Source organism: Clostridium sp. C8-1-8 (genome assembly GCF_009928445.1).
Classification (GTDB): Bacteria; Bacillota; Clostridia; order Clostridiales; family Clostridiaceae; genus Clostridium_AR.
Map to the genome: position 1 here is coordinate 73,297 of NZ_JAABNO010000009.1, position 23,693 is coordinate 96,989.

At 31.0% G+C, this 23,693-nt stretch carries 17 protein-coding genes and 1 pseudogene; 11 read left to right on the forward strand and 7 right to left on the reverse strand.

Features of this window, described 5'->3' with window-relative positions:
* The first annotated feature begins 154 nt into the window (after positions 1-154).
* On the forward strand, positions 155-928 hold the full coding sequence (locus GXK57_RS11330; protein ID WP_160675952.1) for a class I SAM-dependent methyltransferase: 774 nt from the start codon (positions 155-157) through the stop codon (positions 926-928).
* A gap of 326 nt (positions 929-1,254) precedes the next feature.
* Here the strand turns inward: GXK57_RS11330 and GXK57_RS11335 are convergent, their stop codons facing one another.
* The gene (locus GXK57_RS11335) at positions 1,255-2,664 is read right to left on the reverse strand and encodes a DUF4317 domain-containing protein (protein ID WP_160675955.1); all 1,410 of its coding nucleotides are present in this window, start codon (positions 2,662-2,664) and stop codon (positions 1,255-1,257) included.
* 329 nt (positions 2,665-2,993) lie between these two features.
* On the opposite strand from GXK57_RS11335, the gene GXK57_RS11340 reads away from it, so the two are divergent.
* Positions 2,994-3,140, forward strand: coding sequence for a hypothetical protein (locus GXK57_RS11340; protein WP_160675958.1), 147 nt, complete (start codon positions 2,994-2,996; stop codon positions 3,138-3,140).
* A 77-nt stretch (positions 3,141-3,217) separates the two neighbouring features.
* Here the strand turns inward: GXK57_RS11340 and gdhA are convergent, their stop codons facing one another.
* Positions 3,218-4,549, reverse strand: coding sequence for an NADP-specific glutamate dehydrogenase (gdhA, locus tag GXK57_RS11345; protein ID WP_160675961.1), 1,332 nt, complete (start codon positions 4,547-4,549; stop codon positions 3,218-3,220).
* Positions 4,550-4,964: 415 nt separating this feature from the next.
* Between gdhA and GXK57_RS11350 the strand changes: the two genes are divergently transcribed.
* The 4 genes from GXK57_RS11350 (at position 4,965) to GXK57_RS11365 (ending at position 11,581) form a co-directional block, all read left to right on the forward strand.
* Complete coding sequence (locus tag GXK57_RS11350; RefSeq protein WP_160675963.1) at positions 4,965-7,769, forward strand: sugar-binding domain-containing protein; 2,805 nt, start codon at positions 4,965-4,967, stop codon at positions 7,767-7,769.
* A 217-nt stretch (positions 7,770-7,986) separates the two neighbouring features.
* On the forward strand, positions 7,987-9,585 hold the full coding sequence (locus tag GXK57_RS11355; protein WP_160675966.1) for a glycosyltransferase family 39 protein: 1,599 nt from the start codon (positions 7,987-7,989) through the stop codon (positions 9,583-9,585).
* Between the two features lie 42 nt (positions 9,586-9,627).
* Positions 9,628-10,569 (forward strand): glycosyltransferase family 2 protein, encoded by a 942-nt coding sequence (locus GXK57_RS11360; protein WP_160675969.1) that lies wholly within the window; start codon positions 9,628-9,630, stop codon positions 10,567-10,569.
* Between the two features lie 49 nt (positions 10,570-10,618).
* Entirely contained in the window at positions 10,619-11,581 is a 963-nt protein-coding gene (locus GXK57_RS11365; protein WP_160675972.1) for a tRNA-dihydrouridine synthase family protein, read from the forward strand.
* Between the two features lie 248 nt (positions 11,582-11,829).
* Here GXK57_RS11365 and GXK57_RS26560 read toward each other — a convergent pair.
* The 3 genes and pseudogenes from GXK57_RS26560 to GXK57_RS11380 form a co-directional block, all read right to left on the reverse strand.
* Positions 11,830-11,964: pseudogene (locus tag GXK57_RS26560) on the reverse strand (ferredoxin); the annotation flags it as partial.
* A gap of 22 nt (positions 11,965-11,986) precedes the next feature.
* A complete protein-coding gene (locus tag GXK57_RS11375; protein WP_160675975.1) occupies positions 11,987-13,204 on the reverse strand; it encodes an MFS transporter in 1,218 nt (405 codons plus the stop codon).
* Positions 13,205-13,219: 15 nt separating this feature from the next.
* A complete protein-coding gene (locus tag GXK57_RS11380) occupies positions 13,220-13,858 on the reverse strand; it encodes a flavodoxin family protein (RefSeq protein WP_160675978.1) in 639 nt (212 codons plus the stop codon).
* 220 nt (positions 13,859-14,078) lie between these two features.
* Between GXK57_RS11380 and GXK57_RS11385 the strand changes: the two genes are divergently transcribed.
* From GXK57_RS11385 to GXK57_RS11395, 3 genes are all read left to right on the forward strand, one after another.
* The gene (locus GXK57_RS11385; RefSeq protein WP_160675981.1) at positions 14,079-14,651 is read left to right on the forward strand and encodes a TetR/AcrR family transcriptional regulator; all 573 of its coding nucleotides are present in this window, start codon (positions 14,079-14,081) and stop codon (positions 14,649-14,651) included.
* Between the two features lie 276 nt (positions 14,652-14,927).
* The gene (locus GXK57_RS11390; protein WP_347709090.1) at positions 14,928-17,375 is read left to right on the forward strand and encodes a histidine kinase N-terminal 7TM domain-containing protein; all 2,448 of its coding nucleotides are present in this window, start codon (positions 14,928-14,930) and stop codon (positions 17,373-17,375) included.
* Between the two features lie 88 nt (positions 17,376-17,463).
* Complete coding sequence (locus GXK57_RS11395) at positions 17,464-18,399, forward strand: exonuclease domain-containing protein (RefSeq protein ID WP_160675984.1); 936 nt, start codon at positions 17,464-17,466, stop codon at positions 18,397-18,399.
* Positions 18,400-18,590: 191 nt separating this feature from the next.
* Here the strand turns inward: GXK57_RS11395 and GXK57_RS11400 are convergent, their stop codons facing one another.
* Positions 18,591-19,484, reverse strand: coding sequence for an AraC family transcriptional regulator (locus GXK57_RS11400; protein ID WP_160675987.1), 894 nt, complete (start codon positions 19,482-19,484; stop codon positions 18,591-18,593).
* Between the two features lie 221 nt (positions 19,485-19,705).
* On the opposite strand from GXK57_RS11400, the gene GXK57_RS11405 reads away from it, so the two are divergent.
* Together GXK57_RS11405 and GXK57_RS11410 are read left to right on the forward strand one after the other, a co-directional pair.
* A complete protein-coding gene (locus tag GXK57_RS11405) occupies positions 19,706-21,979 on the forward strand; it encodes a glycoside hydrolase family 127 protein (protein ID WP_160675990.1) in 2,274 nt (757 codons plus the stop codon).
* Between the two features lie 301 nt (positions 21,980-22,280).
* Complete coding sequence (locus GXK57_RS11410; protein ID WP_160675993.1) at positions 22,281-22,985, forward strand: FAD-dependent oxidoreductase; 705 nt, start codon at positions 22,281-22,283, stop codon at positions 22,983-22,985.
* Positions 22,986-23,209: 224 nt separating this feature from the next.
* Here the strand turns inward: GXK57_RS11410 and GXK57_RS11415 are convergent, their stop codons facing one another.
* On the reverse strand, positions 23,210-23,539 hold the full coding sequence (locus GXK57_RS11415) for a hypothetical protein (RefSeq protein ID WP_160675996.1): 330 nt from the start codon (positions 23,537-23,539) through the stop codon (positions 23,210-23,212).
* Between the last annotated feature and the right edge of the window lie 154 nt (positions 23,540-23,693).

Sequence of the window (23,693 nt, forward strand, 5' to 3'; positions counted from 1 at the left end):
TCATAGACGGCTTTGAGGTATATTTAAAAAGATATCTGTTAAGAAAAAGTTTATAATGAGTTTATGTTGATATATAATAAATATAAAAGATAAGATTTAGTATAATATTTATAGTGAATAATTTTAAGATTAAAATAGATGAGGAACTAAAGCTATGACAATGGAACTTGAAAAATACTACAATAAGTTTTGTGAAGACAAAAGATTAACTAGAAGGCATGGACAAGTAGAATATATTACGTCTATGAAATATATTCATGATTACTTAGAGAATAATAGAGCTGCAAAAATATTAGATGTTGGAGCAGGAACTGGTAGATACTCTGTACAGCTAGCAGAGGAAGGCTATGATGTTACTGCTATAGAGCTTGTGAAACACAATCTAGGTGTTTTAAAATCAAAAGGAAGTACAGTAAAAGCAATGCAAGGTACAGCTCTAGATTTATCAAGATTTGAAGAGAATACTTTCGATGTAACCTTGGTATTTGGACCAATGTATCACCTATATAAGTTTGAAGATAAGGTAAAAGCGCTGGAAGAGGCTAAGAGAGTAACCAAGGTTGGAGGAATTATCTTAGTAGCATACTGTATGAATGAATATAGTATAATAACCTATGGTTTTAAAGAAAATAATATACTTAAATCTATTGAAAATGGTAAAGTTAATAAAGATTTTCATGTTGTAGCAGAACCAGAGGATTTATATGACTATGTAAGAATTGAAGATATTGATAAGATAAATGAAGCAGCAGGGATACAAAGGTTGAAGTTAGTTGCAGCGGATGGACCAGCCAATTATATGAGGCCTATATTAAATGCTATGGATGAAGATACTTTTAAGGTTTTCATTGAGTATCATCTTTCTACCTGTGAAAGACCTGATCTTTTAGGTGCAAGTGCACATACCTTAGACATTTTGAGGAAGTAATAAAATATTAAATATAGACAATATTAAAAGCTATAGAGTAAGCTTTTAGTAATCACTAATAATTTAAAAGATTTACTTAATATTAAAGAGGAACGGCTTTAATTAATTTGAAAAAAGCATAGTTTATTATAATATAACCCACAAGGAAATCCATACTTAGCAATTTCCTTGTGGGTTTACTTTATAGTTATATATCTATGAAGATAAAGCTTTGTAAAATATAATAGTAATAGCTTGTCTCTTTACAAAGTTATAAAATCACATAATAGCTAAATCAGATGCCTTCAAATCATTTAATATTAAGATATAAATATCTATATCATTAATTAAACTATATCTGTAACACCATTTACATTAGCTTGCTCATTTTCATCTAGTGGAATAACCAGATACTTTTTACCATCGATGATTTGTGATTTTATTTGAGATATCTTTTGAGGTTTTACTTTAACCACAACATCATATTCATCATTAGTAGTATTATCTTCATTAGTATCTGTGTCTATCTCAGAATCAAAGTTAGTTTCTAAATTGTTATCCAAAGCTTCTTCAGAATTAGAGTCAGAAGTAATTTCTAAATTAGAGTCAGCTCCGTCTATATCACTAGTAGTATTATGCTCTGCTTCTACAACTTTCTCTTTTTCTAGGGTTAAAGCAGCTTCTTGTTTTGTTTGTTCAAGTCTTTCTTCTAATATACGAACTTTCTTTTCAAGCTTTTCTTCCTTTTTTTTCTGTTCATTTGCTGCTAGAGCTTTCTTATCTATTAGGTTTTCTACTACAGCAGGAGTGTCACCAAACTTTTCTGTATAAGTCTTTTCTATTTTTTCAGTGATTTCTTCAGGAATACCACTTTCAATAAGAATTTCTTGAATATTATCATTGGTAAGAATTATAGGTTCGGCATCTTTGCCGTTTATAGCTACGTTTTCTTCTACCATGTTATTGAGGGTTTCTTGAATTTCTAGCAATATGTGCTCTGATTTTTGATCGTCATAACCAACAGCTTTGCTAATTATAGTTTGGAAAACTTCCTTTTGTTCCGTAGCAGTTTGCTTTGAACCGCAACCAAGAGCTTCTTCCATCAATTCTGGATGAGTGTCCTTAGCATTCTTTGCATAATACATAATTGAGTGAATATCAGAGCTACGGTCTATAAAAGCTGGATATACAAATCCAAGATCAGGGGCACCAACTACCCAGTCTCTGATACGGGCACCAATTCTATTCTCATCCTCAAAGTATCCAAGAGCTGGTTTGGAAAGTGTTACTGGGCATATTGCACATAAAATATATTCATAAACTTCTTCTGATTCATCTAATTTTGCGTTATCTGTAGTTCGTGTAAGAACATCGTAAGCATCGTGAAAAACAAGTATTAAATAGTTACCTGTATAGTCGTAGCTATCTATGATTGATCTATAGAAGTCATCTAGTAGTGCATCATTTTTTAGTCCACTTTTCTTTAACTCCAATAAAGAAAGCTGCTTACTGCCTATACCTTCTTCTCCAAGAGGAAAGTCAAGCTGTAGAAGATTATTTCCTACTGTTCCAGATAAAACTTTTTTAGCAACTTCTAAATACTTAAAGAATTCTTCTTCTCTTAGGGTTAAAAAGGTTTCTTTAATCTTTAGTACTGTATTTTTTTCAGCATCTACATAGCAACCACACATTTTTGTAAAGGTACAGTCGTCCTTTTTTAAACGTCTTTTTAGTTCTAATACATCTTTTTTTCTCATATATATAATCCTTTCGTTTTATAACAGAATATATTTTTACTCTTATTATGATATTTAATATGGATTTGTGAAAGTTTGCACTTGGTAGTAAAAAATTGGTAATTAATATTTTATACAATTATAGTATATTGTGCAATGACCAAGTCTGCAAGTGACCAAATAAATGAAAAACATATTTGAATAATCTGAGAAAAATAAAGTTGAATCATAAAAAAATGAATGGTAAAATTAGGAAAGAAAATATGGTGCAGTAAATACTAATGAACTGACGACAAAGTACTTTGTCTTAGAAAAGCAATTTATAAATATTTATTTATGGGGGAGGTAATATGTCAAAATTACATGTTTATATAGCAGCTTGGGTATCTACAGCATTAGCTGTATCAGTAGCAGTTTATGTTACTAAAAGCGCAGCGCCTTTGTTTGCTATGCTAATCCCAACTTTCATAGTAGAATCAGATAAAAAAGAAAAGTAATTCTAATAAATAGCTGTTGTAAAGGTATTCTTTGCAGCAGCTATTTAATTATATTTAGAGAAGTTATTTACTTAAGATTAAATTCCTTGTGAGTACATAGCTTCAGCTACTTTAATAAATCCAGCAATATTAGCTCCTACAACTAAGTTATCTTCATATCCGTATTCGGTTGCAGCAGTACTGCATTTTTCATATATGCCTTTCATTATAGCTTGTAGTTTATCGTCAACTTCTTCAAAGGACCAAGAATATCTCATGCTGTTTTGAGACATTTCTAGAGCAGAAGTGGCCACACCTCCAGCATTAGCAGCCTTGGCAGGTCCGAATATAATTTTATTATCAATAAATAGATCAACAGCTTCAATTGTAGAAGGCATATTTGCTCCTTCACCAACGGCATAACAGCCGTTAGCTATTAATATTTTAGCTGAATTTTCATCTATTTCATTTTGAGTGGCACAAGGAAGTGCAATATCACATTTAACTGTCCATATTCCATTGCAGCCTTCAGTATATGTGGCAGTAGGATGGTATTTTGTATATTCGCTTATTCTTTTTCTTTCTACTTCCTTAAGCTTTTTTATGGTAGCTATATTTATCCCATTTTCATCATAAATATAGCCATTAGAGTCGCTCATAGCTATAACCTTAGCTCCTAATTGAGTTGCTTTTTCATGTGCATAAATAGCCACATTGCCTGATCCTGAAATAATAACATTAGCACCATAAAAAGACTTGCTTTTTGCCTTTAAGGCTTCATTCATAAAGTAACATAGGCCGTAGCCTGTTGCCTCAGTTCTTCCCAAGCTTCCACCGAAGTTTAAACCTTTGCCAGTTAGAACTCCAGTAAACTCATTATTTATTTTTTTATACATCCCATACAGGTAGCCTATTTCACGACCACCAACTCCTATATCTCCAGCTGGTATATCTGTATTTTCACCAATATGCCTATTAAGCTCTAACATAAAGCTTTGACAGAATCTTTTTATCTCTGAATTTGACTTACCCTTTGGATCAAAGTCGCTTCCACCTTTACCTCCTCCTATTGGAAGACCAGTTAAGGCATTTTTGAATATTTGTTCAAAACCCAGGAATTTTATTATTCCTACATTAACTGATGGATGGAACCTTAAACCACCTTTATACGGACCTATAGCACTGTTAAATTGAACTCTAAATCCACGGTTAATATGCTCCACACCGTTATCATCTACCCATGGAACTCTAAAAATTATCTGTCTTTCAGGTTCTACTATTTTATCGAAAATTTTATCCTTCACCCATTCAGGATGTTTTTGTGCAACTGGTTCTAGTGATAGAAGTACTTCCTTTACTGCCTGATGAAACTCAGGCTCATTTGGATTTCTTCTTAATACATCTTCCATCACACTTTTTAATATATCCATTCTTATTTCCTCCACTAACTATACTCTCTATATTTATATACTTAATAAGTACAATATATCTTCTCCATTATTAATTAATATCTGTATCTCTAAAAGTACATATTTGTAAAGCCTTAAGATTTTATTTTAATTTATGTTATTTTTTAATATATATACTCTTAGATACCAAGTAGTACTTAAAGGAGTAATGTATAAATACAATTTGAAGAAGAGTTTAATTGTAAATATATGGATGATGAGTTTTTACTCTTTAATATATAAGCAGGAAATGTAGAAAAATAATAAGTCTTTATAATTAAATATTTATTTATATGGATTAAAATACTTAAATTTACATATGTAAAGGATTAAAATATAATTGTGTAAAGGGTATATAGCTATAATTGGGTTAATTTAATATATGAGAGGTGATTATATGTACTCAAAAATTGACTTAAGTGGTATTTGGAATTTTCAATTAGATGCAAATAAGCAAGGAATAAAGAAGCCTTTTAATGATGAGATCTTACTTCCAGGAACCACATCTAATTCTAAAAAAGGTAAGAAGAATGAAAGAATAGAGCTTGGGTGCTTAACTGATGAATATAAATTTGAAGGATATGCGTGGTTTTCAAGAGAAATCGAGATTTCTGATGATATTTATGATAAAACAAGCTTTCTATATCTAGAAAGAACCCGTGTTACTACTTTATGGATCAATAATATGGAGGTTGGTAAACAAAGCAGTCTCTGTACTCCTCATATCTATGAAGTAACAGGATATTTATCAAAGGGAAAAAATATAATTACAATACTTGTTGATAATACAGATTATCCTACGAAGGGAGGTCATTTAACCTCTCAGGATACTCAGACTAATTGGAATGGTATAACTGGAAGAATTGAATTGCAGATATTTAATAAAACATATTTAGAGGATGTTCAGGTTTATTCCAATATAATAGACAAATCAGTGACTATAAAAGCAAAAGCTATTGGTACAAGCGGTGGAGTATTATATGTATCAGCAGCCTGCATTAACAGCAAAACACAACATATAGCAGACAAAAAAAGCTATAACTTCCATTCGAATGAAATAGTTATAGAATATCCTTTAGGTGAAGCGGCCTTACTTTGGAGCGAGTATGAACCTAATTTATACAAGCTTCGTCTTGAAATGATAATTGATGGCATAATTACTGATATAGAAGAGATTACAGTTGGAATACGTGAATTTAAGGCACGTGAAGATAAGTTTGAAATAAATGGGGTAAAGACCTTTCTTCGTGGTAAGCATGATGGATTGATTTTCCCACTTACAGGCTTTGCACCAACCACTGTAGATGAATGGCTAAAGGTGTTGCAAATATCAAAAAGCTATGGAATAAATCATTACCGTTTCCATACCTGTTGTCCACCAGAGGCTGCTTTTACAGCTGCAGATATGCTAGGCATGTATATGGAGCCAGAGCTACCATTTTGGGGAACAGTAACTGATGAAAATGACGGAAATCATAACCAAGTTGAACAAGATTTTTTGATTAGTGAAGGCTTTTCCATTCTTAAAAGCTTTGGCAATCATCCATCTTTTGTGATGATGTCTTTAGGAAATGAACTTTGGGGAAGTAAAGAAAGATTAGATATTATACTTAAGGACTATAAAAGCTTTGATAATCGCCATCTTTACACACAGGGGTCAAATAACTTTCAGTTTACTCCAGTTATTTTGGAAAATGACGATTTCTTTTGTGGGGTAAGATTTTCAAGAGATAGACTAATAAGAGGATCTTATGCTATGTGTGATGCTCCACTGGGACACGTTCAAACAGATATGCCTAATACAATGAAGGATTATGACGAAAATATATCTCCCTGCTATACTAATTCTGGTGATAATACTGAAGAAGGCACTGGAGATACTGTAGAGATTCAGTTTGGCACTGGAGTAAAGAAGGTTAGAACTAATAGTTCTAATGATAATCTTATGCCACAGCTTCCTGTAGTGTCCCATGAGATTGGGCAGTATGCAACTTTTCCTAACTTTCATGAAATTGAAAAATATAAAGGTTCATTAAAAGCAAAAAACTTTGAGGTATTCAAAAAACGTTTGGAAGAAAAAAACTTGGAACACCTGGCAGATAAATACTTCAAATGTTCAGGAAAGCTTTCAGTAGCCTGCTATAAGGAAGAGCTAGAAGCAGCCTTTCGTTCAAGGAAGTTAGCGGGATTTCAAGTTTTAGATATTCAAGACTTCTCTGGGCAAGGGACTGCTTTAGTTGGAATATTAGATGCATTTATGGAACCCAAAGGATTAGTTTCTCCAGAGGAGTGGAAAAGCTTTTGCTCCGATATGGTGCTTTTAGCTAGATTTGAAAAGTATAATTATGTAGAAAAAGAAAAATTCAACGCTCATATTGAGCTTTGCTGCTACAGAAATCTTAAATTGGAAGGTTTAAGATTATCATGGCGTATTAAGGATAGCACAACAATATACGAAAATGGTGAAGCTTATATTTCAGGTGCTCAAGACAAAAATTACATTGATATTTGTGATATTAGTTTTAAGATGCCAAAAGTAGAAGGTATGACAAAACTTACTTTAGAACTTGAACTAGAGAAACTTAATATAAATAAGAGTTATGATTTATGGATTTATCCTAAAGAAGTTTTCATTGATTATTCAGTGGTAAACATATTTGATGAATTATCTTCAGAAGCAGAAACTTTACTTGAAGATGGTCAGAATGTAGTTCTTTTGCCAAAGCTAAATAAATTGAAAAATTCTATCGAAGGTTTCTATGCTTCAGACTTTTGGTGCTATCCAATGTTTCGTTCAATTTCGGAAAGTATGAAAAGGGAAGTACCAGTAGGGACCATGGGCTTACTTATAAACAATAATCATCCTGCTTTTAGAGATTTTCCTTGTGAGGAGTATTCCACTTACCAGTGGTGGAATATAGTTTCTAATTCACGTTCTGTTATAATGGATAGCACTCCAAAGGAGCTAAATCCTATAGTTCAGACCATTGATAATTTTGAAAGAAATCATAAGCTAGGAATGCTGTTTGAATGCAATGTGTCGAAGGGGAAACTTTTAGTTTGTACTTGCGATTTCGATAAAATAATAGATAAACCAGAAGGAAGACAATTCCTGTTCAGTATTCTGAATTATGTACGCTCTAAGGGGTTTAAACCAGATACGGACATGACTATCTCTGAAATAAGAAATATTGTATTATAGTTGTAATTATTATAATAAAAGATGTATAATAGAAAAGTATGTAAAATTATTGATAAAAATGTTTTTTAGATACAATTTATTGGAGTGTAATGGTAAATAAGGGAATTTAATTTTAAATATATATCTTAAGCAAGGTATTTTATGATTAAAGTATTACTCATAAAATACCTTATATAGTTATGGGAAACTAATCGAGTTTCGGAGGGATTTTTACAGAATGAAATTTAATCAAATAAAAGAAACAACTTTTATAAAACTTATTAAGCTCGTATTTTTTTGCATTTTTCTTAGTATTTCTTTCTGTATATTAGTATTACAGCCATTTCTAAATTATATTTGCAAAAAAGACTTTTTGTACTCTAATATAACATTAACAATAATCGATGTATTGGTAGCTATTATTTTTTACTTGTTGATAAAAAAGATTAAAGATAAGAGTAGATTTGTAAGTAAATATACGTTTAGATTTATATTAGTCGGAAGCATAATTTTATTTTTGGCCCAAGTATACATAAGCTATAATATCTTCTTTATTACAGGGTGGGATGCTGGAGAATATGTTATTCCAACAGCTAGGCTCATAGCTCATGGACAATCATTAGATAATATGAATGGTTATTATTCGATGTTTCCTAATAACATAACACTAGTTTGGATATTCTCAAATATATTAAAGCTTAGCGATAAACTTAGTACATTAGGACTTAAAAATGATTTAATGTTAATAATTATTATAAATTGTCTTATTTCAAGCATTAGTAGTATTCTAACCTATAAATGTGCTGAGCAACTTATTGGTAAGAAATTTGCAGTTCTCACATGGTTTATATACTTCTTATTAGTAGGGTTATCTCCTTGGGTTGTAATAACTTACTCAGATTCATTTGCGTTATTCCTACCAATATTAATATTTTATATATATATAAGAAAATTTATAGGAAAATGGAACATATTAAAGTGGTTATTAATTGGAGTTACTAGTTTTATAGGTTATCAGATTAAGCCACAGGTACTTATTATTCTTATTGCGATTGTCGCTATTGAGTTTAATAAAGCTCTTTTTTCAACTAAAAGAGAAAAAGTAAAGAGAGTTTATATACTATCTATATTATTATTTGCATTTTTATTGTCAAATATCTTTTATAAATCAATATATAGACAAACAGGACTAAAAATTAATTCAGAAGATTCATTTGGATTAACCCATTTTGCTATGATGGGATTGAATCGCAAAACAGATGGAGTTTTTAGTGGTGAGGATGTAGCTTTCTCAAAGAGTTTTCCAACTTCATCTCAGCGAAGAGCAGCAAATATTGATGTTATAAAAAGCAGGTTAAAGGATTATGGAATATTAGGATACGCAAAGTTTTTAACCAAAAAGACTCTTGTGAATTATGGAGATGGAACTTTTGCATGGTCTGTAGAAGGTAATTTTTACATGAAAACATATGAGAATAAGAATAGTTGGAGTTCTCCTATGCTAAAAAGCTTTTACTATAGTTATGGAAGTAATTATGGAATAACATCAACATTTGAACAAGCCATTTGGATTGGGATGATTATTTCAATGTTGGGGCTAATATTTACAAAGAATGATTGTAGTTATAATGAGATCTATGTTTTAATTTTATCAGTATTAGGATTAACTATGTTTGAGTTGATATTTGAGGCAAGAGCAAGATATCTCTATATATATAGCCCTATCTATATAATTTTAGGTGTAATTGGGTTGAAAAACATAGCTTTTAAGTTTGAAAAAGTAAAGGATTATATCTACTGTAAATGTAAAATTAATAATAAATTAAATCGCAAGTAGTGTTCTTATAAGAGTAGATATAATTAAGGAAGGGGAGCAGTTATGAAAAGTATTTGGTTAGTAATACCTTGTTATAATGAGGAAGAGGTTTTGCCAGAAACATCCAAACAATTGAAAGTTATAATGGAACGAATGATTGAAGCTAAGAAAATCTCTGAAGATAGTAAGATAGTTTTTGTCAATGATGGATCAAGAGATAATACTTGGAATATAATCAAAGGGCTTCATAATGAAAATAAGATTTTTTCTGGTATTAATCTAAGTAGGAATCGTGGTCATCAAAATGCTTTGTTAGCAGGATTATTGACAGCTAAGAATTATGCAGATGCAGTTATATCTTTAGATGCTGATTTGCAGGATGATATAGAGGTAATTGAACAGTTTATTGATCAATTTTATAATGGATATGACATAGTATACGGTGTTAGAAGTTCAAGAGAAAAGGACACTTTTTTCAAAAAGTTTACTGCAGAGAGTTTTTATAAGATTATGAAGCTTTTAGGCGTAGATATAGTCTTTAACCATGCTGATTATAGATTAATGAGTAAAAGGGCTCTAGAAGGTCTAGGTGAATTTGAAGAGGTAAATTTATTTTTGAGAGGGATAATCCCATTGATAGGGTACCCATCAGTAACTGTAGAATACGAGAGACATGAGCGCTTTGCTGGTGAATCTAAATATCCGCTAAAGAAGATGTTGGCTTTTGCTTTTGATGGAATTACTTCATTTAGTATAAAACCTATAAGAATTATATTTAACATGGGCATCATTTTATTTATTATAAGTATAATTATGATGATATCATCATTACTAGGTAAAATTCACGGAAATAATGTACTTGGATGGACTTCTCTTATGGAATCAATTTGGATGATTGGCGGAATACAATTAATTAGTATTGGGTTTATAGGTGAATATGTAGGTAAGCTATATCAAGAAACAAAAAAGAGACCAAGATATATTATTGAATCCTTTTTGGAGTAGAAAATTTATTGTTTACTAGAGTACATATGTTTACATAAGGAGTCATTAGATGAAATATTACTTAGCACCTATGGAAGGAATTACTGGATATATATATAGAAATGCTTATGAAAAGTTTTTTCATAATATTGATAAGTACTTTACTCCTTTTATTGTTACCAATAAGGGATCAAGTCTTAAAAGTAAAGAGCTAAGAGATGCTCTACCTGAAAATAATAAGGGAATTAATATAGTCCCTCAAATGCTTAGCAACGATGCAGAGGATTTTATTAATACTTCTAGAAAGCTACAGCAATTAGGATATAACGAAGTTAATTTGAATTTAGGATGTCCTGCAGGAACAGTTGTATCAAAAAACAGGGGATCGGGATTTTTAGCGCTAAGAGAAGAATTGGACAGATTTCTAGAAGAAATATTTAAAATGGATGATATTAAGATTTCGATAAAAACTAGAATAGGAAAAACTAGTCCAGAAGAATTCTATGAACTTATAAAAATTTATAATAAATACCCTATGGAAGAATTGATTATCCATCCAAGAACACAAAAGGACTTCTATGGAAACAAGCCTAATCTACAAGTATTTAGAGATGCAGTATCCTTAAGTACTAACCCTATATGTTATAATGGGGATATTTTCACCTTGCAAGACCATGAAGAAATAATAAAGGCTTTTCCAGAAGTAAATACAATGATGTTAGGCAGAGGTATACTAGCCAATCCGGGTTTAATGGATGAGATAAGAAATAACATTAATATAGATAAGAAGGTATTAAAAGCATTTCATGATGAAATTTTAAGTACTTATGTAGAAGTGTATAATGACGAAAAAAATGCTATGTTCAGAATGAAGGAATTATGGGGATATATGATCTACATATTTTCTGATAATAAGAAATATGGTAAAAAGATAAGAAAATCACAAAATTTAAGCGAGTATAAGAATGCGGTTTCAAGTTTGTTCGAGGAGCAAGAGATTATAAGAGGAGCAGGATTATTTTACTCAGCATAGAATAAAAGAGCACTTTTAGAGTACTACTAAGACTTAAGTTATTAATCTTTCAAAATCATGTACCTATGAATTTTAGGCATGTATAAATCGATAGTTGAGTTAGAAAGTTTATATATTATTTAGAGCAGCCCATCTAGTAGTAATAGAGAGGGGCTGCTTTAAGTTTTTTACTTTATAGAATTTTTTTAGAAGTCTCACTAAATATAGAAATATCAGAGGTTTAGAGCAGCTTGTTAAGATATACAACATTAATAAAATGAAACTTCAAGAGGAGTTCTATCTACTAATCTTTGATAATTATATTTCGAATATTCTACCATCACTGCTCCAGTTATCTTTTTACCTTTTGGAATATTAAGCAGTTCTAGCATAGGAGAGCTATCACTATTTATTTGATATATACTCCTAATGCTTTTTTGCTGTATTGTGTAAGATTAATGCTACAATTTGAGTTAGTATTCCAAAAGCACATACGCCATACCAACCAAAATGTGAATAGCTGTAAGAACCTAAGAAGGAACCGAGAGCCCCGCCTAGAAAGAAGCTAACCATATAAATAGTGTTAAGTCTGTTACGGGTTTCTTCATTTAAAGAATGAACTCTTGCTTGATTGGAAACATTGCAAGATTGTACTCCTAAGTCGAGAAGAATAATTCCTAGGACAAGTCCCCAGACTTTAAAGCCGAAGATAAAGAAAAATACATAGGAAATTATAACTACTATGATGCAGATGCCTATAGCAAACTTTGAGCCTCTCTTGTCAGCTATATTACCAACAAGGGGAGCTGCAAGAGCACCACTAATGCCGACTAAGCCGAATAGACCAGCGGCTTCAGTACCCATATTATAATGAGAGCTTTCAAGTAGGAAGATGAGAGCAGTCCAAAAGGCACTAAAAGCTGCGAACATTAGAGCACCGTTGATGGAGGCCTCTCTTAAAACAGGCTCTGTTTTTAGTAGTTTAAACAATGATTTTAACAATTCAGTATATTTAATATCAGAAACAGGATTACATAAAGGAATTAGTTTTCTAAGAATAATCATTAGAGTAAGCATCATAATTGCTGCTACAAGATAAACTGCTCTCCAACCTAGGTATCCACCTAAGAGTCCGCTAACAGTACGAGAAAGTAATATGCCGATTAATAAACCGCTCATTATGGTACCGATAGTTTGACCTCTTTGCGATGGATTTGCTAGCTGGGCAGCTAAAGGAATAATAAGCTGGGGAACAATTGAAGTAAAACCCACTGCAAAAGAAGAAAGTATAAGAACATATATATTTTTAGAAAAGAACATACCCATAAGAGAAAGTATTGAAAATAAAAGCATGATAACAATTAAAGTTCTTTTCTCTTTTATATCACCTAAAGGCAATATAAATATCATTCCAACTGCATAACCTATCTGGGTAAGAGTTGCTGCAAAGCCAATACTCATTTGATTTACATGAAAGGTCTTTGCTATATCTGCTAACAGTGGCTGAATATAATACAAATTTGCAACTGTAAGTCCGCAAGCTACTGACATAACTAAAACTAATAATTTTGTTAAAGCAGGTTTAACTTGATGTTTAGCTACAGATGAATTAGTTTTTATAATACGGCTATTTGATTGATACATTTATACATCACATCCTTAACTTCTAATAAAATTAGTAAATATTTTTTCTTCTAAATCAGGGGATTTAATAGTTTCTTTTCCATTTTCAATAAGTTTCATAAGCCAAGCCATGTTTTTCCCTAAGACTCTCATTATCTGAATACCTTCTTCGTCCTGTAATGCTTCACCAGGTAATCTTCCGTTAATGATGTTCCAATAGTTTGAAGTCGGTATAATCATTTCAGAATGACTAAGATAATTATTTAATTCATTGAAGGTTGGAATGCCTCCAGCACGTCTTACTGCTACTATAGAAGCTCCAACTTTATGCCTTAACATGCTGTCATTGGCCTCTATAACACGAAATGCTCTATCTAAAAATGATTTCATTGTTCCAGGAATTGCAGAGTAATGAACAGGTGATCCTAATATTATTCCATCAGCATCCTTCATTTTCTCAATCCAAGTATTTACTTGATCAGTTGCAATAGCACATTTTCTATTTTTATTTTTTGTACAGTAGCCACAAGCAAGGCAGCCTCTTATAGACTTATTGCCGACCTGGATCATCTCTGTTTCTATACCTTCTTTTTCCAACTCATCCATAACAACTCTCAACCCCTTATAAGTATTACCTTCCTTATTTGGACTTCCATTAAAAACTATAACCTTCATTGATATATCCTCCTTAAAAATATAAATTTACATATTTAGTTAGTGAACTATACGTTTAGTTTATAAATATATAATATACTAAACGTATAGTATTGTAAATAGGTTTTTATAAAAAAATAAAAATATTTATGTAAAGCTGTTTAAAAAGATGAGATATAGTATAATATACGTATAGTTTATAAAGTCTATTATTTGATTTATATATAACGGAGGTAATATTATGGAGAAAAAGATGGGACGCCCACGTAGTGAAAAAACTAAACAAGCAATTCTCACTGCTGCATATGAATTATTGCTTGAAAATGGATTTGGATCAGTTACAATTGAAAAGATTGCTGAAAGAGCTGGAGTTAGTAAGGCTACTATATATAAGTGGTGGTCTAACAAAGGAGCAGTTGTTATGGATGCTTTTTTTGACGCCGCTGTTGTAAGGCTACCAATACCTGATACTGGATCAACTTTAAATGATATGATAATTCAAGTAAATAACTTATCAAAATTTTTAACAAGTAAAGAGGGAAAAGCAATAAATGAAATAATAGCAGAGGGCCAGTTTGATCCAAAGCTAGCCGAGGCTTATCGTAATACGTATTTTAAGCCAAGAAGATTGGATTCACGCTATATTTTAGAACGTGGGATTTCTAGAGGAGAACTAAGTAAGGATTTAGATATAGAATTAGCAATGGACTTAATGTTCGCACCACTATTTTATAGATTATTAATAACAGGTGATGCGGTTAACGAGGAGTTCATAGGACATACAATAAAATCTGTGTTTGAAGGCATAAAATAGAAATTGAATAAATAACTTAAGGACAAATGAAGCTATATACTTTTTAATTGTGTGTAGCTTCATTTTTTATATGTTTTTTATTATATATGGTTATTATTAATATTAATTATTTATGTAGAAGCTACTATATGAGTGAGCTATAGAACTAAAACTATAAAACTATACGGCAAATACTTAAATTCAATACTTTAAAAGCACATAAATCAAATATTAGCTAAGTATAATTCAAAATTAATATAGGTATGTATGAATATTTTAGTATAATAGTTAGATGAGGTGATTTTTTTGAGTGTTAATTACTTTTTGAGCATAATATTGTTGGTATCTACTTTAATCTCACTGCTATTAGGCTATTTCTCATGGAAGAGAGATAAGAAATATGCTGCTATAGCTTTAATACCTGTAGCTATTTATTCTTTTGGCTATGCATTTGAAATATTATGTACAAGCATTGAAGCGGTAAAGTTTTGGATTAAAGTAGAATATATAGGTGTAGCATTTTTACCAGTAGCTTGGCTGTTGTTTGCCATTAACTTTAACGGATATAGGGATAGATTTAAGAAAAGGTTATTTTTATTGTATATTATTCCTATTATTATATTGATACTAAACTATACCAATGATTATCATCATCTATTTTATAAAAAACTATCTATGAATACTAATGGTATTTTTCCAATGGTAGAAATAGTGCAGGGACCTTGGTATTGGGTAAACATTGCATATACATATTCAATAATGGTACTAGGATTAATTACTTTTTTATCAGCGTATTTTAAAGCTGTATCAATTGTAAAAAAGCAAATGGTATTTTTAATGATAGCTTGGGTTATTCCATGGATTTCAGACATAATTTATATGTTTAAAGTTTTGCCATTTCGTTTAGATTTATGTCCTTTTGCATTTTCTATTTCTGGGATAATTTCTAGCTTTGCTATATTAAAGTTTAACTTGCTAAAGATAACACCAGTAGCATTAGAAAAGGTTTTTTCTAATATGTTAGATGGAGTTGTAATACTTGATTATGAAAATAATATAGTGAATTTTAATAATGCAGCTAAACAGGTTATATCAGAGCTTAAGTATATAGAAGCAGGGACTAAAAAATTTGATGAAGTATTTAAGAAATATGAAGAGTTATTGCTATCAGTAAATAATGATTCTTTTAGTGAAAGAATCATTAATATAGAGAATAATGGACAATTAAAATATTATAAGCTTAACATAAATAAAGTATATGAAAAGAATGATGAAGTAATTGGAAAGATACTAATTCTCAATGATGTTACTGAATTGCTATTACAAAGAGAAGCTTTAGCTGATAACCTAAATTTTATAGAGACTCTTATAGATGCTATTCCTAATCCTATATATTCAAAGGATGAGGATGGAGTATATAATCATTGTAATTCAGCTTTTATAGAATACATAGGGATTGAAAAAGAACAAGTCATAGGGCAAAGTGCCTATGAAATATTTGAAAGTGAATCAGCAAAGATTTATAATCATGCAGATAAAAAACTAATGGAAAGTAAGGAAACTCAGGTTTATGAGTCAAAGCTTATGCATAGTGACAACACAGAGCACGATGTTATCTTCTGTAAATCTGTAGTTACAAATGAGCATGGAGATAGTAAAGGCTTAGTAGGTGTAATTCTAGATATTTCGGAACAAAAGAGAAGTAGAGAAAGAATAGGTAAGCTAATGACTTTGAAAGAAGCTATGTTAAAAATAGGATATAGCATTAATGAAATATTTAATATTAATGAGTTGCTTCAGCTGATATTAGATAAGGTCATTAACTGCATTGATCCGAGAAGCTGTGGTTCTGTATTGGTATTAGATGAGGATAATAATTTGAAGATAGCTGTAGCTAAAGGGTACAAGACAGAGGAAGTTGAGAAATTCTCAATAAAGCTAGAAGATGGATGGTTTAATGAAGAAGAAAGATCTCATAAGACAGTAATTGTTAATGACATAGACAAAATGGATCCTATAGGTATGTTGGATACGGAGCATGGAATAAAAATAAAATCTGCTATAAGTGCACCAATTTTTATAGAAGGTAAGTGCTATGGTTTTATCAACATAGATAGTGTTTATAATAACATTTTTGATGAAATAGATAGAGAATTGATGGAATATACTGGAGGTCAAGCGTCTATTGCGATTTCTAAACACAAGCTCTATGAAGAAACTATATATCTATCTAGGTATGATAAATTGACTAATGTATATAATAGAAGCTATTTTGAGCAAGAAGTGAAAAGTATTATTTCTAGGGATAGCACGGAGTCAGGAGAACTTTTTGTAGTAGTATTTGATTTGAATGAACTTAAGTTTATTAATGATAACTATGGACATTTAGCAGGAGACGAACTTATAAAATCCTTTGCTAGAGGACTTACTGGATTGCTTAAAGATTCTGATATTATAGGCAGATTTGGCGGAGATGAATTTGTTGGAGTATTCTTTGATGCAGATTTAGAAAGCTTAACAAATAGGTTTGAAGAGTTAATTGAGAATTTTAGAAATAACCAGATAAGCTTTGGAGGAGAAAAATTTATTTGTAGCTATAGTTATGGTATTGCCAATTACCCTAAGGATGATAAAGAATTTGATAAATTGATAAAAATTGCTGATAGACGTATGTATGAATACAAACATATAATAAAAAGTAATAGCAATATAACTAAGAAAGTACATATTAATGAAGTTTTCTAAGGATAATATTTCAATATTAATTTGAAAGTAATAGTTATATATCGAAGACTAACAAAAAGCTAACAGACTATTTATAACAGGAGAATATATGGATTTTATAGCAATAGATTTTGAGACTGCAAATGAAAAGAGAAATAGTCCATGTTCTATAGGTATAGTGGTTGTAAAAAGTGGACAAGTAGTAGAGAGAATACACCACCTGATAAGACCTATGGACATGAGATTTATGCCAATCAACATTGGAATTCATGGAATTAGACCAGCTATGGTAGAGAAGGAGCCAGAGTTTGATGTAGTATGGGAAAAGATTAAACATCATTTTAATGGTAACTTAGTAATAGCTCACAATGCTGCCTTTGATATATCAGTTTTAAGGAAAAGTGCAGAGCTTTATGATATTGAGCTGCCTGCATTTCAATATATATGCACCATGAAACTAGCAAAGAACTTTTATAAGGGGATTGAAAATGCCAAGCTTAACTCAGTAAACGACTTTTTAGGCTATGAGTTTAAGCATCATGATGCATTATACGATGCACTGGCCTGTAGCAATATACTTCTTAATATATCTGAGGAGCTAAAGTGCTGCGATATTAATGAAATATCAAAGCTATTAGGAGTAACTATAGGAGCTGTGGATAGAAATGAGTATACACCATCTTCAACTAAGGGAAAGGTGTGTAAAACTTCTAATAAAATTTATGACTATAAAAAACATAGAACCTTTGATGAATTAAGAACAGAGGCTTTTAGAGATGAGGTAGTAGTATTTACTGGAAAACTGAATTCTATGTCTAGGGATGAAGCTATGAGATTTGTAAGAAAACTTGGTGGGGCCACAGGAAGCTCTGTAAGTAAAAAGACAACTATTTTAGTTACTAATATGAAAGATATAGATAGTTTACGAGAAGAAGAAATGAGCCTTAAGCTTAGAAAGGCAACGGACCTTAAGTCTAGAGGACATAATATAAGCTTTCTAGATGAAGAAGAATTCTTAAAGAAGTTTAGAGATATTAAAAAATAGTATTCGAATAGCCTTCAAACACTGATGTTTCCAATAAATTCTTAACTTGTTATATTGTTTTAAAGTTATAAATATAACAAGTTAAGAATTTTTGTTTTTGACTATGTTTAAGAAGATTTATGAAATTAGGTGGTTATAAAGATAAGTCAGATGTAAAAGAGCTCACTGAAGAAGTGTGCTCCTAATACTTTTTATACATTATTGATAAAGGTCATATTATAGGCATTTCTAAATTGCTTTGGGGTTAAGTTTTCATATTTTTTAAATAGCTTAAGAAAGTATTTTTCATCTATGAAGCCTAATTCTTCACCAATTTCTTTTATATTTAAGCTTGAAGTGCATAATAGCTGTTTGGCTCTAGATATTCTTAAATTATTTATATATTGCTGCATGCTCATACCCATTCTTATCTTAAAATAACGAGCCAAATATTCTTTGGAAAAGTTGAATTCATAAGAGACATTTTGCAAGGATATATTCTGAGTTATATGAATTTTTATCCATTGTAGTATTTCAGGCAATATGTCTTCCTCCTTAGGATTTCTAAGTGAAGCATCAAAATTTAATAGTACCTGCTCTGTGACCTCTATTAAGAGGGAGGTAAGGTTATAGTTTACACTTTGACTAGTATAATATGTTGATTGTGATATATGCATCAATTGCCTAAATAGCACATTTATTCTGTCTAAATTCAAGTTTTTAGACATGGTAGGAATTAGAATGCTTGAGTTCAAACCATTAAAATAAGGATTACTTTTAGCGATAGATATTTCATTCATAGCTTCCTCATGATTATAGATCTTAGGATCTTCATTACAATAAAAATGGAGCCAATAGAAGGATGTTCCTTTTTCAGAATAGTCGTAGCCTTTATGCTTACGATATGGTTCTAATAGTAATAGTTCCCCTTCCTTTAATTCATACTTCTCAGAATCCTGTTCTATATACATAGTTCCTTTATTCATTATAATAAGCTCATAGTTGTCAATGGTTCTTTCCATGTGTAACCATTTACTATCAGAAGTAAAGTTACCACAGTTAGAAAAAACCAAAGGAGAACTAATATCTGCTTTAAGATATCTCATTGGTCAATATTCGCCACCTTTTGTTAATATAGTCTACCGACAAGGCTTTATTATTGTGTCATAGTAGTATTGTACAGTATATTAATATGATTGTAAAACTAATATAGTGCACCTTTTACTCTTTAAGAAACAACTAACTTATTGTTATAGTCTTGAAGTTACACAGCACATAAAGAGTAGAAAATCACTAATGAAATATTTTAAAGGGAGTTGAGATATTTATGGAAAAGGTACAATTACTAGATGGTATATTTAAAGAATCTCAAGAGAAAGGTAAAGAATATCTTCTTTATTTGGATACAGATAGACTTTTAGCACCTTGCTATGAAGCCATAGGAGAAACGCCTAAAAAGCCTCGTTATGGTGGATGGGAATCAAAGCCTATAAGTGGACATTCGCTAGGGCATTTTTTATCAGCCTTAGCTACTATGTATTTGGAAGATAAGGATGAGAGATTAAATGATAAGCTTAAGTATGCTGTATCTGAACTTGCATATCTACAAAGTTTAGATGAAGAAGGCTATGTTAGTGGCTTTCCAAAGGATTGTTTCATAAAGGTTTTTAGTGGAGACTTCAATGTTAATAGATTTGAGCTTGGTGACAGCTGGGTTCCTTGGTATAGCATTCATAAGATTTTTGCTGGACTTATAGATGCTTATGTGTTTACCGGTAATGAACAAGCACTTGAAGTGGTTAAGAAACTTTCAGATTGGGCTAAAAAAGGAACTGATAACCTTACAGAGGAACAATTTGATAAGATGTTATATTGCGAGCATGGTGGGATGTGTGAAGCAATGGCAAAACTTTATGAAATTACTAAAAATGAAGATTATCTGCAATTATCTAAACGATTTTATCACAAAGAAACTTTAGTTCCATTAACTGAACTTCAAGATGAATTAGAAGGAAAGCATGCTAATACTCAGATACCGAAGGTTATAGGAGCTTCAAAGTTATATGAGCTAACAGGTGAGGAAAAATACAAAAATGCTGCTAAGTACTTTTGGAATGTTGTTACTAAGAGTCGTTCCTATGCAATAGGAGGAAACAGTATAGATGAACATTTTGGAAAGCCAAGCACTGAAAGATTAGGGGTTACTACAGCTGAAACCTGTAATACTTATAACATGCTAAAGCTTACAGAACACCTATATGCTTGGGAGCATGATGCTTACTACATCGACTACTATGAAAATGCTCTATACAATCATATACTTGCTTCTCAAGATCCAGAGTCAGGTATGAAGACTTACTTTGTATCCACTCAGCCAGGACACTTTAAGGTTTACTGTTCCCCAGATGATTCTTTTTGGTGCTGCACAGGAACTGGAATGGAGAACCCAGGAAGATATACAAGAAATATATACTATAGAGAAGAGGATAAGCTTTTTGTAAATCTTTATATTGCTTCAAAGATAGAATTAGAGGATAAAGGAATAGTTTTAAAACAAGAGACTAAGTTCCCTAAAGAAGATAAAACAACACTTATATTTGAAGAAGCAGAAGAAAAGTTAATGACTATTAGCATAAGGGTTCCCTATTGGGTAAATGGTGAGATCAAAGTAGTTGTAAATGGAAAAGAAGAGCATACAGCTTCAAAAAATGGATATATATCTATACAAGGCAATTGGAAAAAAGGTGATGTTATAGATGTTTCTTTACCTATGAGTGTACATGTATATACTTCAAAGGATAACTCAAATAAAATAGCCTTTATGTATGGACCATTAGTACTTGCAGGTGCTCTTGGAAGAGAAAACTTCCCTGAAACAGATATTTTAGATGATCATTTGAAGTTGAATCACTATCCAGGAATTGCGGTTTCAACTTTAGTTACAGATAAATTTGAAGAATGTATAAAACCTGTTGAAGGTGCCAACTTGACCTTTGAAACTGAAGCTATAGCAGAACCAGGACATAAAAAATATACTTTGATTCCTTTTTATGAGCTTCATCACCAAAGATACACAATATATTGGACAAGAATGACACCAGAGGAATATAAAGACGCTCAGTTAAATAAGATGGATTATGAAGAAAGCTTAAACAAGATAACTATTGACCAAGTTAATCCAAATGAGCAGCAACCAGAGATAGAACATAAGTTAAAACATGAAAATTCAAGCTCAGATTACTCTAGTGAAGCTGGGAAGGGCTGGCGTCAAGCTATGGATGGAGGCTACTTCAGCTATGAGATGAACGTAAGCAGTGATAGTGAAGTATACCTAGCAGTAACTTATTGGGGCGAAGATAAGGAATGCTTCATTAATGGACCAAGATATGTTAGAGAGTTTGGAATTTATGTAGATGGTACTTTTATAGCAGAGGAATTATTAAATGCTAGTAATCCACAAACCCTATTTAATAAGTTCTATCCTATACCAAAAAGCTTAACTGAAGGAAAATCTAAGGTTGAGATCAAGTTCTTATCAAGCAAGGAAAAGATTGCAGGAAGGGTATTTGGAGTTAGGATTACTACAAGTAATGAAGTATAAAAAATATTATTAAACAATATTATTAATTATAACCCCAATTTAGAGTGAAGACTAAGAACTCAGCATTTTATGAGTTTTTAGTCTTTATATATTTGGAAATAGAAAATTAAAGTATCAGTAAGATATACAAACTTTTATATGACCAATATCCTACGTTAAAACACTATAGTGACAGCTATATAATTAGCTCCAATATATTAGTAAGCTTTGTTGTAAACCTAATTGACGGTGAAAAGGCATAATGCTATTATTAAATGAGATATGTTATGAAATGATAATAATTATCAATAAGGAGAAAGATATGATAAAACATAATATAAAAGTAATAGATATTGTTGATGAAGCAGAGGGAACTAAAACTTATTATTTTGAAAAGCCAGAAGGATTTACTTGGGAAGAAGGGGCTCATACACATATTGCCCATGTTGGCTTTGATACAGGTGAAAGACCAAATAGAGACTTGGTTAGACATATGTCCATAATGTCTTTGCCTGAGGAGAATAGAATAGGAATTACAACAAGATTTCCAAGTTCTCCTTCTGAGTATAAAAGTAAATTAGCTGAACTGAAAATAGGAGATGAAATGGTGTTGTTCAAGCTAGGTTCTGTGTTGACTTTAAGACGTCAAAATAGACCTGTTATTTTACTATCTATGGGAGTAGGAATTGCAGCAATGAGACCAATTATTCTCTCGTATAAAAACGATAAAACTAAAGTATCTTATATTATAAATGTAAATGTAGATTCATCGGAAGAGTTTATTTATAGAGAGGAATTAGATAAGTTACAAGACGAGAATTACAGTAATCATTGGGTAAACTCTAGAAAAGAATTTTATGAGAAGCTTGAACAATTAGTTGAACAAGAAGATGCTATTTATTATATAGTTGGAAGTTACTTGTTTGATAAGGACGTAATACAAAGATTAGTTGCAAAGAATGTTAAGGCGGAAAATATCCTAATAGATAAGAAGGAGTGGTCTATAGAGGAGTTTTTGGAGAACTAGTACTTGTTAAATTAAATAAAAAACAATACACAAATATTCTATTAACTCAGGTAGTACTATAATATTATTTTAAAATAAGTGTTATTAAAAAAATAAGTATATTTGTAATTAAAAAAGCCTTCTTTTCAGTTTTTACTTAAAAGGAGGTTTTTATAGTTTATGTTAGAAACTTTGTCTAATTTAATTGTTTATTGATAACAGTATATATTAGGTTGCTCTTATAATTAAGTATTTTGTCTAAATCTTAAGCGAACCTCTGTAACGAATGCAAGTATGAGAATGATACATATGTTTATACCATTGTAGAAAATAGGCTCATTTACTTGGCTATCTAAGGGAGTTAAACTAATTAGGAAACATAGAATACCTGACAACGGGCCTCCAAGAACTAAGGTTTTTCCAAAAAATTTATTAGTTATAGCAAGGTTAGATCTATTTTCTAAAGAGAAAGGTATTTTTAAACCTACATTGCCTGAGCTTAAGGCCTTAGGGAAAAGGTAAAATGTTATACCTACCAAAAACATAATTAATGAAATTAGATAATTTGATCTCACTTCAATCGCCTCTTTTAATAATCATAGTTATAAAATTGAAATTTATAGATTAAAATATAATCAATTATAAATGAGCATAGTAGTTTAATAACGCTATTAATATTATATTACTATTGTAAGAAAATAACAGTGATTTAATAAAAAATAATATATT